This window comes from Tenacibaculum profundicola (assembly GCF_057220795.1).
In genome coordinates, this window is record NZ_CM170137.1 from 3,519,730 (window position 1) to 3,534,585 (window position 14,856).

The following is a 14,856-nucleotide window of genomic DNA, read 5'->3' on the forward strand; positions in this document are numbered from 1 at the left end:
TAAAATTATTAATAAGGATATAAAAAACGTTAAAATGTATTTAAAATTTAAAATATCAATTGTATTTGTGTTCGTCTTGTTGAGTCTAAATATTCAGGCTCAGCAAGACCCTCAGTACACAAACTATATGTTTAATACATTGTCTGTCAATTCTGCATATGCGGGCTCGCGAGGTCATTTATCAATTACGGCTTTGCATAGAACGCAATGGGTAGGTATTGAAGGAGCTCCTCAAACACAATCTCTGAGTGTAGAATCTCCCATAGGGAAAAACTTAGGATTAGGTATTTCATTTGTTCATGATAAATTAGGCCCTTCTAAGGAACTATATTTAGATGCGAACGTATCGTATACAATCCGACTTAGTAATAACAGTAAACTATCATTCGGAATGAAAGGAGGAGGAAGGATGTTAAATGTCGATTTATTTGATGGGTTTCAACAGCAATCTGATGTAGCGTCGATTAATAATAAGTTTTTACCAACAATTGGTGCTGGGGTTTATTGGCGAAATGAAAAGAGTTATTTTGGTGTATCTGTTCCAAATTTTTTAACGAACACTCATTACGATCGTGATATTAATGATATTAGCGAAGAGAGGTTGCATTACTTTTTTATTGCAGGGAAGGTTTTTGATTTAAGTGAATCTATAAAGTTTAAACCTGCGTTTTTAGGGAAATTTACTGATGGAGCCCCAATTATTGCGGATATCTCAGCCAATTTTATGTTTCATAATAATTTAAGACTAGGAGTTGCTTATCGTTGGGATGATTCCGTAAGCGGTTTACTAGGGTTACAACTAAGCCCGAAATTATTATTAGGCTATGCTTATGATTTAACAACAACTCGTTTGGGAGATTTCAATTCTGGTACCCATGAGGTAATGTTGCGTTATGAGTTAATCACAAAAGAAAGTCAATTAAAATCACCCCGCTTCTTTTAAAAATTTATGTAAGTCATGAAAAAAATAATTATAGTAATCATAGTAGGGTTAACAACCAGCTTTTCTTATGCTCAAAAACCTATTTCTAAAGCGGATAAGTTATTTGAAAAAATGTGGTATAAAGAAGCAGCAGCCCAATATGAGTTGGAGCTTAATAAATTAGCAAAGAAAGATAACAAGTCCAACAAAGAGATAGAAGAGTATGTCAAAACTCTTAAAAATGCAGGAGACTCTTATTTCTTTAATACAGATATGAAAAATTCGTACCGTTTATATAATAAATTAGTTTCAGATTATTTTACCAGTATTGAAGCTGAATATATTTTCAGATATGCGCATAGTTTAGAAGGAGTAGGAAAACACAGAGAAGCAAAAAGATGGATGAAAGAATTTGCAAAAAGAACAAAAAATGTTGATGATAGATCAAATAATCTAAATCAAGAAAAGATGGCTATCGATGATATTTTTGATATCGAACCTCAGTTTGTGTTGCATAATTTATCTATTAATACTAAGAATTCAGATTTCGGTCCTATGTATTATAATGATAAATTAATCTATTCCTCAGCAGTAGATTCGTCTTATTATCATACGCGAATTTACCAATGGAATCAACAACCTTTTCTGAATATGTATATCAGTAATCTTAACGAAATTGAATCGGATGTGGAAGAAATTGGAGAGTTTTCTGAAAATTTAAACACAAAATATCACGAGGCTACATTAGCATTTTCTCCCGATAATAAGAGAATTTATTTTACAAGAAATAATTATAATGGAGAACTAGGTAGAGATGATGCAGGAACCAACCACTTGAAATTATATAGTGCAGATTTAATTAAGTCAGAAGGAGATACTATGGCAACATGGCAAAATGTTAAAGAACTCCCTTTTAATAGTGACGCGTATTCTGTAGGTCATCCATCTGTAAGTAATGATGGGAAGTTGTTGTATTTTGTTTCTGACATGCCGGGCTCGATTGGAAGTACAGATATTTTTGTTGTTGATATTCTTGATGAAAAGGAGGTAGGTGAAGCATCTGATAAGACATTCAGTGGCTATTCTAAACCTAGAAACTTAGGAAAGAATGTGAATACTGCAGGACGTGAAATGTTTCCGTACGTTACGGATAAAGCGTTGTATTTCGCCTCTGATGGTCATTTAGGATTGGGAGGTTTAGATGTTTTCAGGAGCGCAAGGTCTAAAGATGTCTTTGAAAAGCCAGTGAACTTAGGTACGCCTCTGAACAGTGAGTTGGATGATTTTTCTTTGATTATCAAAGAAGATAAAAATACTGGGTTTGTTGCTTCAAATCGACTTTCAGGAAAAGGAGATGATGATATTTATTCGTTTGTAAGAATGCCCAAAAATACTGAAAAATCACTATGTGAACAGATGGTTCGCGGCTATGTTTCTAATACGATTACAGGCGAGAGAATTGCAAAGGCAACCGTAAGTTTATTTAATGAGAACGGTCAAAAGTTGGAAACAACAGTAACCAATTTGAATGGAGCCTATAGGTTTAATACGTTGCTTAATTGTGAAGTAAAACACAGGGTAGAAGTATCAAAAGCAGGCTATCAGATTAAAGAAAAACGGTTTATCACCGAAAATGAAAATGGAGAGACTGTGGTGGCTCTTGGATTAGAAACACTTAATGAGTTAATTATTGAAGATCAAGGACTCCTTAAAATTAAGATAGGGATCATTTATTTTGATTTAGATAAATCATTCATTAGAAATGACGCTGGAATAGAGTTGAATAAAATTGTGGTGTTAATGAGACAATATCCTAAAATGATCATAAAAATTGAATCTCATACAGATGCTAGAAATACGAGTACTTATAATGTAAACCTGTCGGACAGAAGGGCAAAAGCAACGAGAGATTATCTTATCAGTCAAGGCATTGTTCCTAGCAGAATAGAAAGTGCAATTGGGTATGGTGAGTCTCAATTAATTAATAAATGTAAAGATAATGTTCCTTGCTCACAACAAGAGCACCAGATGAATAGAAGATCTGAGTTTATTATACTTAAGATGTAGTAATTATGTAAAAATATTAATGTAAAATTGAAGTCGTTTTGTATTATAGTCCTTGAAATTGTATCTTTAGAAGATTAGTATCTAGTATCGTAAGATGATATGCTCTGTAAATAATGGTTTTAAGGACTTTTATGGAACCTTTTAATATGAATAAAAAGAGAGATTTATGACTGCTGTAAGGAGTTTTAACTATAAAAACGAATACGTTTATTTTTTAGATATTAGATGACATAAAATCAGTTTTATCCCTAGTTCTATATTAGAATTTTCAAATTAGATTTGAAATATCCATGAAAAACAGGCGTTTTCTTGGTATTAGTGTAGCGTCGCTATGCTGAAAAAAAACAGTAAAACATTCAGTATTGAAATACTAATACCAGTTATTGTTTGAGTTTTCTTTTACAGTAAATTCAAATGGTAAATGGTATAATACCTAATTCGGATTTAATAATTTATGATACCATTACAATTTGAAACAACCATAATAACCTACTTTTTTTCTTTGAAGGTAATTTCACTTTGCAAATGGTATCATTTTATTTTTATAAAAAAGTATCAAACCTTTCAAAATGACAGGTGTAACCGTTCGGTTTTTTTAGCAAATAATCTTGATGATACTCTTCGGCTGGCCAAAATTTAGTGTACGGCTCTAAAGTTGTGACAACTTTGCTTGACCATCTACCTGAATCGTCAACGATTTTAATAAACTCTTTAGCGATTTTCTTTTCTTCCTCATTTTGGAAAAATATAGACGAACGATAACTTGCGCCTAAATCGTTTCCCTGACGATCAATGGTTGTTGGATCATGAACTCTATAGAAATAGTCTAAGATCTCTCTGAAGGAAGTTTCAGAAGGATCATAGATAAGTTCAATTCCTTCAGCATGACCAGGGTGGTTTTTGTAGGTAGGAAAATCATTTTGCCCTCCGATATACCCTACTTCAGTATCTTTTATACCAGGGCGTTTTCTAAATAAATCCTCCATTCCCCAGAAACATCCTCCTGCGATATATGCTGTTTTATAAGTGCTCATATGTGTAGTGTTTTATAAACGATTTATTACACTGTAAAATTACAAGAAATACTCGAAGTTTAACTAGATAGAAGTATTTTCTGTTTTTGTAAACATGAATAACTTTTTGCAATGTCAACGTAAGTAAATGGTAATTCTTAGTTGTTTTTAGGTTTTTAAAAAATTGTATACCATTTGGTGTTAATGTGCCGACCAAAATTGTTTATGGTAAAAACCGATCTATAGGTGTAGTATTTTCATGGTATCATGCTGATGGTTATTTAAAACCTTTAATGAGTGGGACGAAATTAAGCGTAACTTCAAATTCCAATTGGTATTCGGTATATTTAACGCGAATTATGCCATAGAATATTTATTATAAGATAAAAACCACTTTAAAAGCATCCATCTCGTTTTACTTTTAACCATAGGGGACTATGTTAAAATTGAGAAAGCATTTGGTTTTATTGCGCTTGCTTGCCTCTTTCATTACGAAGTTCTATTGCATAATTCGGGTTTAATACGATTTACAAATAAATATTTCGCATATCTATTATTTCTTTTGTAGCTATTTTTGCGTTATAAAACTTAACCATAGCTTGGCTATGCTAAAGTTTTATGCCTTAAACTAACTTAAAATAATTCAATACCTATACACGAAATATATATCTATAAATCGTATAACACCAATCACTTTAAATATTTTAGAACACCTTTTTGGTTTTGATATTTTTTAGAATTCTTAAATTAACATTAGTGGAGGTATTATACCTAGATATAGCTTGTTTTTAATTTGCTATTGGAATGAAACCTCCTAGCTGTCATGATTATGGAAATAAATATCTTTTTTGTTTTTTTAATTCAATAAAAGTTTGTAGTTTTGCAACCGCAAATCGCGGGATAGAGCAGTAGGTAGCTCGTCGGGCTCATAACCCGAAGGTCACAGGTTCGAGTCCTGTTCCCGCTACTAAAACACTAAAGACTTTCAATTATTTGGAAGTCTTTTTTGATTTTTTACCTAAAACATACTTAAAAAATTTGAGAGTATTTTAATCTTCAACTTTTAAATTTCTAAGCTCGTTAAATCTCATTCCCGTAAATAAAAAAGTAGTTATTATTGTTTTATTTCGATACTTTTCTAATGTATCAGAAGCTTTTAACGATATTAGATTTCCATAATTAAATAAACCTTTATCCGAATTTATAATGTCTTTAGTAGTAAGAGGGACTTATGAAAAAACCAAATAAACAAGCAGATTAAGCTATGAATTTTACAATCAGAAAGAAAAAGTAACAAATTATAAACTAAGGACTCTAAAAAAAACTAAACCCCCACTAGAAACTAACCAACATTCACTTACTAAAATAATACAAAATTATCGTTTTACCCCTTACTGTCAACGGATCAGTCAACAGGGCATATAGCGTTAGCCTATCGGCACGCCATATGCTTAGTTATTGGGCAAAGTTATTTTATATCAAATCTTATTCTTTTAATCAATCTCTTTGAATTTTCTTCAAAACCACTTCTTCCGTGTAAGAACAAATCATTTCTAAACAATACTAAATCCCCTTTTTTAAGCATAAATTCAAACGACTTATCTTTAAATAATTCATCTAATTTATTAAGTTTTTCGATTTCATCATTATTAATTTTAGAAAATGATTCAATTGTAATTCTGTCATAACATACAGTTATGTCTTCTTTGTTTTTTCGAATGATGGGTTTTAGTTGGTTTCTAAATTTCCAGTTTTTAGTTGTCAGTTCATTGAATTTGTTATCCGACAATTTTTGCAAAAAATCTTTTAAAGATGAAAATCTGCTTTTCCCTCCCATATTTAATGCTGGTTCAATACATAATAATCCTATACAATTTGGGACAGATTCAAAATCTGCACAATCTGTATGTAAAGGAAAAGCTAAATTTGAGTTTGCAATAGATTTAAAATAATTATTCTGTTTAGAAATTTCTACATCAAAAACAGCTTTTTGATTATTATTTCTGTATTCATAAAAGGGAATACCAATTTTAGTGATAAATGTACTTAATTCATTGTCTGAAACCGGATAATTCTCAATGTGAATGATATTATTTCCCTTTCTTAAGTCTTCAATAACTTGTTGGAAAACTAATCCTTTTTCAAAATTATACTTAGTTAACAAGTCCAGTATTTTTGTCAATGAATAAACTTAATTCTCCATTTGAACCATTTTTAGGAAATTCGAGTATTTGTCTATTTAAATCCTCTACCATTTCAAAATCATACGATTCTTGAGATTTCTTAAAAAAATAAGAACAAGCAATTTTTTCCACTTTTCCATCCCATTTTATCTCTCTATATTTTGGTATTTCAGTAAGTTGGTGAATTGATTCAAGTAATTCTATTATAGGTGAGGTCTCATCAATTTCAATTTCTAACTTCTCAACTATTGGAAAATTAGTATCATCAAATTCAGAATAATATTCAATATTCATATCAGTTTTAATTTTGCCTAACTAGTGTATATACGCAATTACGCATATTCATCTTTTTTTACACAAAATTACAAAAATCCCCACGTAACTAATTGAATTTAATTTATTGAAAACAAATACTTTACAGTGTGGGTGTGACAAAACTGTTTTGACCCCTATAAAACAACAGTAATTTTATAGGGATTATCCATTTAACAAAAAATATACTACAAAAGGATGTAAACGTTTACAAGTGGTTATCGTAATACTCACCACAATTATGTCAAAGAATTTGTCCATTTTTAGGATCTAAAAACCTACTATTATTTCATAATTTGTTTACGTAAATCTTGGGTGTAAAAAACACCTTGATGATAAGGTGCTTATGGTAAGTTTTATTATAATTTTACAAGAAGATACATTGCGTCAGCCTATCGGCACGGCATATGCTTAGTTATTGTGGCTAATTTTTATTTCTGATTATATTTCTAATTCTGTTATTTATGATTTCTGATAAATTCCAATTGTACAGTTTTGCATCGGTTGTACTGTAGAATTGAACAACTACAGCATCAAGGTCTTTGTGATATTTGGCAAAACTCTGATATCCTGGAACCCAACCAGAATGTTCATATTCATATATAGAATCATATATCTCCTTTTCTCCCTGTTCAAATAACGAGCCATCATTCAATGCTCTTAAGAATGTGGCCACGTCTTCTGCAGTAGCAACCATACCATGTTCGTCTTCCTTTAAATCAAACGGATACCCTACATGATAACCACTCATTACATCGTCTATATTTACATCACTTAACGAGCCGAAGGTATTGTTAAGATTTAGTGGTATAAGAATTTCTTCTCGAATGAATTGAAAGTTATTATAACCTAATACATCATCCATTATCTTATTAATTAAAAGGTAATTTGTGTTGCAATATTCATAATCTCCATCAGGTTCAAAATTGGCTGGTTTATCTAAAATCAAGGCGAGACTTTCTTCATAAGTTTGCGTTGGACTTCCCCAGAAATTTGGGGTATTTGTAAAATTGGGAATACCGCTTCTATGCTGTATCATTAACCTCAAGGTTATTTTTTCTGCGTTTTCAATTCTTCCCACTAGTTTTGGTAAATAATCAGCTATTGTTTTATCTAATGAAAGTTTTCCATCACTAACCAGTTTGGTAACAGCTACAGCATCATATAGTTTACTAATACTAGCAATCTTAAATAGTGCGTCTGGTTTAGCAGGTGTCTTGAATTCTCGATTATGCCAACCGGAAGCATAAAACTGAGCTGGTTTGTTTGCTTGGTCTACGTAAACAATCATTCCATCAAATCCATGACCAATGGCCTCATCTAATTGTTCCTGAACCGTATTTGGTAAAGGAAGAATCCACGCTTTTACCAATAGCCATGGCACAAAAAACAATGAGATTATTGTTCCGACAAGTAAAATTACTCTAAGTATTATGGTTTTTTGTTTGTTCATCAGGATATGTGCTTATTATTTATTAGGTTGAAGATTACCAAACATTTCAAGGAATTTATTTTTTTCAATTTTTCCCACAATGTAATCAATTACTTTTCCTTCGGAATCAATAATAATTGTTGTTGGTGTTGCGCTAACCTTATATTGCTTAACTAGTTCTTTGGTATTTGGGTTGTCAATGTCAATCATTACTGGTGTAATTTGCGAATTGATGACCTTTGTAACTTCTTTATCTGCAAAAACTTCACGCTTCATAATTCGGCAAGGTACACACCATTTACCAGTGAAAAAAAGAAGTGTGTTTTTGTCAGAATAGTTGGTGAGTTTTTGAGCAGAAGTAATATTTTTTGCCCATTTATATCATTGGATGGCACATAAAAAGAATACCAAGCATAAGCAAGAGAGACTACAAGAAAAGTGAGCCAGAACCATCTCCAAAATGGATGAGATTTAGTTTTAGAAAATTTGGAGGATGAATTGCCTGCTGTTTTCATTATTACAAGATTTTTGTTTTCCGAGATAAAATTCAATAATAAAAATTATTAGATCTAATTTTACTCACTCAATTGTTGTTTTTAGGTGATGAGTCGTTTAAATTAGCTACAACCGTCTAGTATATGAGGAGTTTAGTATAATAATAGTATTGGATTTAAAACACTAATTTTCGATTTGGAATAGTTCTTCTTATAATTATTTAATTTCATTTTAGCGATTAAGCCGCTATTATTTTTATACCGTGTGTGTGCCCAGCATGGGCATCTTTATTTTATCGCAAGATAAAATATTAATCTAGAGGGTGCAAGTCCCTTATGGGGTGGGGTAGTGCCCATAACCATTTACGAGACCCGTATGTACGGTGGTGTGAGAGGCGCACTCTCTTCTTTAACGAGGAGAGACGTCTACTTGATTGTAGATAGTTCTATTTATTTTATACCAATTATACTTTTTTCCGTCACCATTATATTCATCAATTTTGTATAAGATTAAACCTATTTTTTCAAGAACTTTCCAAGAACCTATATTCTCAGGCATAGCGATTCCAATTATTCTTTCAAGATTAAGTTTTTCAAAACCATATCCCAATATTTTTTCTGATACCTCAGAGGCGATTCCCATACCCCAATATTCAGGAAGAAACCTATAACCAATGTCAGTTTCATTTATTTCAGGAAGATATTTAAGACCTGCAAAACCTATTATTTTATTATCTGGTTTGTATACAGCAGCCCATCTTCCATAACCATACATATCATAATCTTTTAACCAAATCTGTTCAATTATCTCTTGTGCCCTTTTCGGTGTATTAATTACTTCATCTCCTGTATATTTATGAATATCAGTATTGGAATTAAACTCATAAACTGCTTCAAAATCATCTTTTGTAAACTCTCTAAGAATTAATCTTTTTGTTTCTATTATTGATTTCATTAATCTAAATTACCTACAACTAGTGTATATATGCAATTACGCATATTCATCTTTTTTACACAAAGTTACAAAAATCCCCACGTAACTAATTGAGTTTAATTCATTGAAAACAAGTTATTTACGGTGTGCATGCAACAAAATAACAGTAACTTTATAGGGATTATCCATTTAACAAAAAACATACATTTACAAATGAATGTAAACATTTACAAGTGGTTATCGTAATATACTCACCACAATTATGTCAAAGAATTTTTCCGTTTTTTAGGTATCGGAGAAGCTATTATTGTTTTATAATTCGTTTACGTACATCTTAGACATAAAAAAACACCTTAAAAAAAGGCGCTTTGTGGTAAGTTTTCTTATGATTGTACAACAAGACACATTGCGTTAGCCTATCGGCACGCCATATGCTTAGTTATTAGCAGTAGTTATTTATAATTGTAAAACTTATATTTAGCTCGTTTAACTTCAGGTTCATTTTCTGGAAAACTAAAATTATTACTGTAAGATTCAAAAATTAAATCGTGATTGTCATTAAATAATTTTTTAGTTATTGAGATATCCTTTTTGCCATTGACACTTTCTAATAATTTGTATCCATTTTTATAGGGTTCTTTCCTAATTTTAACCTGTTCCCAGTTATCAATTGTTTTTCTATCAGAATACCTAAGAATTTCATTATTGCGATTAATATTTTTTTGACTAATATTTCCATTTTCGTCCAATATTATTGTAGATTTTAAATATAAATATTTTGGTTTAGAGAAATATTCATAATAATACTCTTTAGAAGACTTTATTTTAATATGGACATATGTTGATTTTAAATTGTTCTTTGTTTCAATAACAGTTAAAGAATTGTCCATGTCGTTATATGTGAAATCCCATATATAGTTAGCATATTCCCATCTTGAGTCGAAAGATTCTATTTTTTGAATTATTCCTTGATTATCATAATGATATTTTCTTTTTTCAATAGGCTTATTGTTTTTATCTTTAAGAGAATAGCTTATCAGTTGACTTGATTTGTTATATTTAAATTCCGCAATATTCTCCAATACTCCTTCTGAGTATAAGTTTCTAATTACCTCTTTAGTTGAAGTGTATTTAAAAACATATTTGTTGTTTCCTTGATTAATACTATCTATATGATTCTTATTATTAAAGTAGTAAGTAATTGGATAACTATCTCTAGTTTCTTTAATTATGTTTTTCCAATCATCCTTTTTTTGGAGTTCGTCAAATTTATCTTTGACTGTCCACCAAATATAATTTGAAGGGCATTTTATCACAATAATTTCTGACAACACCTTAGATGATGGTTTTAGTTTTGGGTGAACAAATAAAGGGTTTGTTAATCCAGAGGAGTAATCATCGATAAATTTATCAATTTCATTTAAAACGTAGGATTGAGCTAAAGACTTGTAATCATAATCTTTAGAAGATAGAGAATATGAAGATAAAATACAGCCTGTTAATATGGAAATTAATAATTTCATTTTATTTAAAATAATTTTGTGTTTATTTTGAGTAACGTTTTGGTTAAACTGCTTTTTAATGCAGTTTAGGTGGTATTAGCTACTTTTTTTATTGAATTCATCTAAATCTTCAATGCCTGGTGCATTTTTTAATGCTTTGATTCCAAGTTCATCAGGCAAACCAATCCAGAGGGTGGCACTACTATCCCAGCAAACTATTTCAAAAAGAGCATCCTTGAGCTGTTTTTCTGGAATTCCTTTCCAAAAATCTGGATTACCGTCTGCATAAGGTTCTTTACTTAATTTAGGTTGAGAACCTGACGGGAATGCTGAAATTACCGCTCAAATAAATTGGTAATCAAATTCATTAATTTTTGATTTCAATTCTCGTCCAGTTACCCATCTTGGGTCTTCTAATAGAATCCATCCGCCTTTAACATCAGAAAAATGCCAATCATAATCTTCAAGGTTAATTTCCATCCGCTTTTCAACCTCTCGCAGGCTGGTGAACCATTGATCATCCTTTGTGTTTTCCTGAATTAAATTCATTTCTAATTGTAGCTAACTTATGTATATAAGCAATTTCGCATATTTACCTTTCAAATATATGAAAATATAAATACTAATATACTTTCCACTTACCACAATTATGTCAAAGAATTTGTCCATTTTTAGGATCTAAAAACCTACTATTATTTCATAATTTGTTTACGTAAATCTTGGGTGTAAAAAACACCTTGATTATAAGGTGCTTATGGTAAGTTTTGTTATAGTTTTACAAGAAGATACATTGCGTTAGCCTATCGGCACGCCATATGCTTGGTTATTAAATTTCGTTATTTTTCCAATTCGATAACTTCAATATTTCTTACCAATGGATACCCTTGGTCAGGTGCTTGTGTTTTATTTGGAAGTCTAATAACTCTTAAGTTTAATTCATACACTAATATTGATTCTATTCCAGGCTCAAGATTATATATTAAATTTTGATAGCTTGGGAGTAGAGTTTCTTTTTCAGGGTGTTTAAAACAATTTGAAATGTACGGAAATAATTTTTCACGTTGGTCTTCTCTCATTGACCCAAAAAGAGAGGTATTTCCGTAATCACCATATCCAGAAAAATCACATTTACTTGAGTAAGGTTTAGATTTCCAATCTTTAATTTTTGTTGAATCAACAATATTGTTTGTAATACTTGCAAATAAGGAATGTCTATTTACAATTCCAGAAACTTCTCTCATAAATTCCCAAGTTGCGGGATTCCAGTTAATGTTTACTAATACTTCAATTACTTCATTATTACTTAAGTACCTTGCAATATATTGAATGTCATCTGATATTAAGTCAACGCAAGTTATAGGTAAAATGTTACCGTATTTTGTTTGAAAGACTAATAAAGTGTCTCCAAGATTCATTCCTTTTCCTTTTATTGGAGAAGCTTCAAATCTTGATGATTTTATTTTATAACTTCTGTAAATCCCTTTAGAAGTTATTACTAATATTCTACTATTTTTATTTTCATCATAATAGCTTCCAAGTATTACGAATAAATTATTTTCTTTTGCTAGACTTAGGACTTCTTTTTCTAATTTATCTCTTTCTTTAGAAGGAAGACTACTGGCTAATTCAGGGAAAATTAAAACGTTAATATTATTTTCTATACTTTTTTTAATTAATGATACTATTTTAATTGAATGTTCTTTCGGGTTTTTAATTAAATAGAGCCCTGTTTTATCATCTTTGCGTAATGGGATTTCAATTTGAAACTGCCCATATTTCACAAAATTGGGTTGGTTTTCTTCATCAATTTCAATAATTTCTATTTTTGGAAATGATTTGCCTATTTCTAATTCTTGACTCCAAGAACTTATAGATATTGAAATGCAAAATGTGAGTAGTATTTTTTTCATTGGTTCTGGTTTTAATGAATGCCTGCGCGTTGGCTAAGAAATGTTGCGTTGGTTTTTATTTTATTTTATAAATATACCTAAACCATTTTACTATATGAATTTCACAAATTGATAAATCAGTAAGCAATTTCTTTTGGCTTTGTGCTTGTTGCACAACTCAGTAATAAAAGTAAGTGGAAAATAAAGGCATAAGAAATTGTGTTTTTAAAAGTGTAATTTAAAAGATATATCAATAGAAGTTATACCATTTACCATTTGAATTTATCGGAATAAAACGTCATTTTTTCCTTTCTATTTTAATAGAAAAAGAAATCATAACTACTGCTATTATTGATTTTTCTATCTTGTATAAAGAAAAAAACACTTATTTTCTTTTACAGTAAATTCAAACAATAACTGGCATTGTTTACCAACTTTGTATTAAGCTCACGAGTTCCTGAGCATAATTTTATCGTCAACTAAAAACCGTTTTAGACTTAAGGTATTTGCACCAAATTTACTAGGTAGTCCAGCCAACCCAAGCGTATGCCTAGATTCGGACACGATTGGGAGGATGGGCAGTAGCACAAAGTCCTAATCTACGAACGACTATAACGGAAAAACGCTTAACACAAAAAGGGTGTCAAAGCATGTTAGGGTATTACCATAAAGTAAAGTTCTGATATAATGAACCACCGTATACGAGATCCGTATGTATGGTGGTGTGAGAGGCGCACTCTCTTCTTTAACGAGGGGAGCTGTCTACTCGATTAGCTGCTGTCATTTTGTTTTAGTTTATTGTCATTTCATATACTTTTTCCCCGTCATATTTCCATAGTCCGAATCTGTTCCCAAACCAAATATTATCTTTTGTGTCTGCAATAATAAAAGTTATTTTATCATATGTGTTTCCTTCATTATCCTTGAAAATTTTAAACTTTTTGCCATCAAAAATGCTTAATTCTGTTGTGCCACTTGCTAACCAAAGCAATCCTGATTTGTCTTCAAAAATGGACCTAACATTATTATGACTTAAACCATTATCCGTTTTATAAAATGCTGTAAACTGTTTTCCATCAAATTTATCAAGTCCACCGTCGTTAGTTCCGTGTGTACCAATCCAAACTTTTCCTTTTGAATCACAAAAGACAACACGTATAAAATCATCACTTAGTTCACTGGTATAATGTGTAAAATTTTCACCATCATAAACACTAACACCACCGTGGCTTAAAGAAGAAAACCAAATATTTCCTTTTTTATCTTCGATTATACTTAAAATGATATTATGGTATAAACCGTCATCGTAAATCATACCAACATCAGAGAGGTGTTGTTTAAATGTTTTCCCGTTGTATTGGTAGACTCCAGCGCCATTTGTTCCGAGCCAAAAGTCTCCGTTTATGTCTTCGTAGATTGACATTACTTGGTTTGGGTTTACTACAGGATAAACATCATCGAGCCAAGAAGTAGAAGTATCGGTGTATGGAATTTTTAGTTCTTTAAATTGCTTTCCATCAAATTTGCAAATTCCACTTGTTGTGCCAAACCACAAATTTCCTTCATTATCTTCAATAATGCAGGATATGTCATTTTCGCAAAGTCCATTATCCGTTGTGTAGTTTTCAACTGATTTACCATCGTATTTAAAAACTCCGTTTCCTCTACTTCCAAACCATAAGTTCCCTTTACTATCTGTTAATCCACAATAAAATCCTTTTTCGGGAAGTGGAATTTTGACAACACTATCATTTTCTATTATTTGACTTGAAATAGTTTTCTCATTCTGTTTTATATTCTGTCCACTACAAGAAACAATTGTCAAAGCTAAAATGAGTAAGAATCCTTTAGTAATTAAATGTGTCATTTCGTTTTTTTAGGTTTTGACTAACGGTTCTATAATGTGCTGAAAGACAGCGGTTAGAGATTCTGGTTTTCGGATGTGTTTTTTCTCCTTTTTCCTTCGCAAAACGTTAGCTTAAAGAGATTAATTTTTTTCCGAAATGGAAGGAATTCTGAGTAACGTTTTTTGAAAGTTCAGTAAACATAGGGGTTTTCACGCTTTGTTCACTGTAACGAATTTATTCAATTTTTTCCGTAAAACGTTT

Annotated in this window: 12 protein-coding genes and 1 tRNA gene; 3 read left to right on the forward strand and 10 right to left on the reverse strand. The window is 30.9% G+C overall.

Going from position 1 to position 14,856, the window contains the following annotated elements; all coding sequences use genetic code 11:
• Positions 1–34 precede the first annotated feature (34 nt).
• Positions 35–943 (forward strand): PorP/SprF family type IX secretion system membrane protein, encoded by a 909-nt coding sequence (locus AC2TDS_RS14680; RefSeq protein ID WP_484736328.1) that lies wholly within the window; start codon positions 35–37, stop codon positions 941–943.
• Positions 944–958: 15 nt separating this feature from the next.
• Positions 959–2,989, forward strand: a complete 2,031-nt coding sequence (locus AC2TDS_RS14685) for an OmpA family protein (protein WP_484736329.1) — start codon at positions 959–961, stop codon at positions 2,987–2,989.
• A gap of 542 nt (positions 2,990–3,531) precedes the next feature.
• Here AC2TDS_RS14685 and msrA read toward each other — a convergent pair.
• Entirely contained in the window at positions 3,532–4,023 is a 492-nt protein-coding gene (msrA, locus tag AC2TDS_RS14690; protein WP_484736330.1) for a peptide-methionine (S)-S-oxide reductase MsrA, read from the reverse strand.
• An 873-nt stretch (positions 4,024–4,896) separates the two neighbouring features.
• On the opposite strand from msrA, the gene AC2TDS_RS14695 reads away from it, so the two are divergent.
• Positions 4,897–4,969: transfer RNA gene (locus AC2TDS_RS14695), tRNA-Met, on the forward strand.
• A gap of 501 nt (positions 4,970–5,470) precedes the next feature.
• On the opposite strand, the gene AC2TDS_RS14700 is transcribed toward AC2TDS_RS14695, so the two are convergent.
• From AC2TDS_RS14700 to AC2TDS_RS14740, 9 genes are all read right to left on the reverse strand, one after another.
• The gene (locus AC2TDS_RS14700; RefSeq protein ID WP_484736331.1) at positions 5,471–6,166 is read right to left on the reverse strand and encodes a TauD/TfdA family dioxygenase; all 696 of its coding nucleotides are present in this window, start codon (positions 6,164–6,166) and stop codon (positions 5,471–5,473) included.
• Positions 6,156–6,479, reverse strand: coding sequence for a hypothetical protein (locus AC2TDS_RS14705; RefSeq protein WP_484736332.1), 324 nt, complete (start codon positions 6,477–6,479; stop codon positions 6,156–6,158). The genes AC2TDS_RS14700 and AC2TDS_RS14705 overlap by 11 nt, the downstream gene beginning before the upstream one ends.
• A gap of 442 nt (positions 6,480–6,921) precedes the next feature.
• Complete coding sequence (locus AC2TDS_RS14710; protein ID WP_484736333.1) at positions 6,922–7,950, reverse strand: serine hydrolase domain-containing protein; 1,029 nt, start codon at positions 7,948–7,950, stop codon at positions 6,922–6,924.
• Between the two features lie 15 nt (positions 7,951–7,965).
• Positions 7,966–8,292: a thioredoxin family protein gene (locus AC2TDS_RS14715; RefSeq protein WP_484738964.1), complete on the reverse strand. Its 327-nt coding sequence runs from the start codon at positions 8,290–8,292 to the stop codon at positions 7,966–7,968.
• A gap of 540 nt (positions 8,293–8,832) precedes the next feature.
• Positions 8,833–9,378: a GNAT family N-acetyltransferase gene (locus AC2TDS_RS14720; RefSeq protein WP_484736334.1), complete on the reverse strand. Its 546-nt coding sequence runs from the start codon at positions 9,376–9,378 to the stop codon at positions 8,833–8,835.
• Positions 9,379–9,809: 431 nt separating this feature from the next.
• On the reverse strand, positions 9,810–10,880 hold the full coding sequence (locus tag AC2TDS_RS14725) for a hypothetical protein (protein ID WP_484736335.1): 1,071 nt from the start codon (positions 10,878–10,880) through the stop codon (positions 9,810–9,812).
• Positions 10,881–11,201: 321 nt separating this feature from the next.
• Complete coding sequence (locus AC2TDS_RS14730) at positions 11,202–11,339, reverse strand: hypothetical protein (RefSeq protein WP_484736336.1); 138 nt, start codon at positions 11,337–11,339, stop codon at positions 11,202–11,204.
• 356 nt (positions 11,340–11,695) lie between these two features.
• Positions 11,696–12,769, reverse strand: coding sequence for a hypothetical protein (locus AC2TDS_RS14735; RefSeq protein WP_484736337.1), 1,074 nt, complete (start codon positions 12,767–12,769; stop codon positions 11,696–11,698).
• A gap of 769 nt (positions 12,770–13,538) precedes the next feature.
• A complete protein-coding gene (locus tag AC2TDS_RS14740; protein ID WP_484736338.1) occupies positions 13,539–14,615 on the reverse strand; it encodes a ligand-binding sensor domain-containing protein in 1,077 nt (358 codons plus the stop codon).
• Positions 14,616–14,856: the final 241 nt, after the last annotated feature.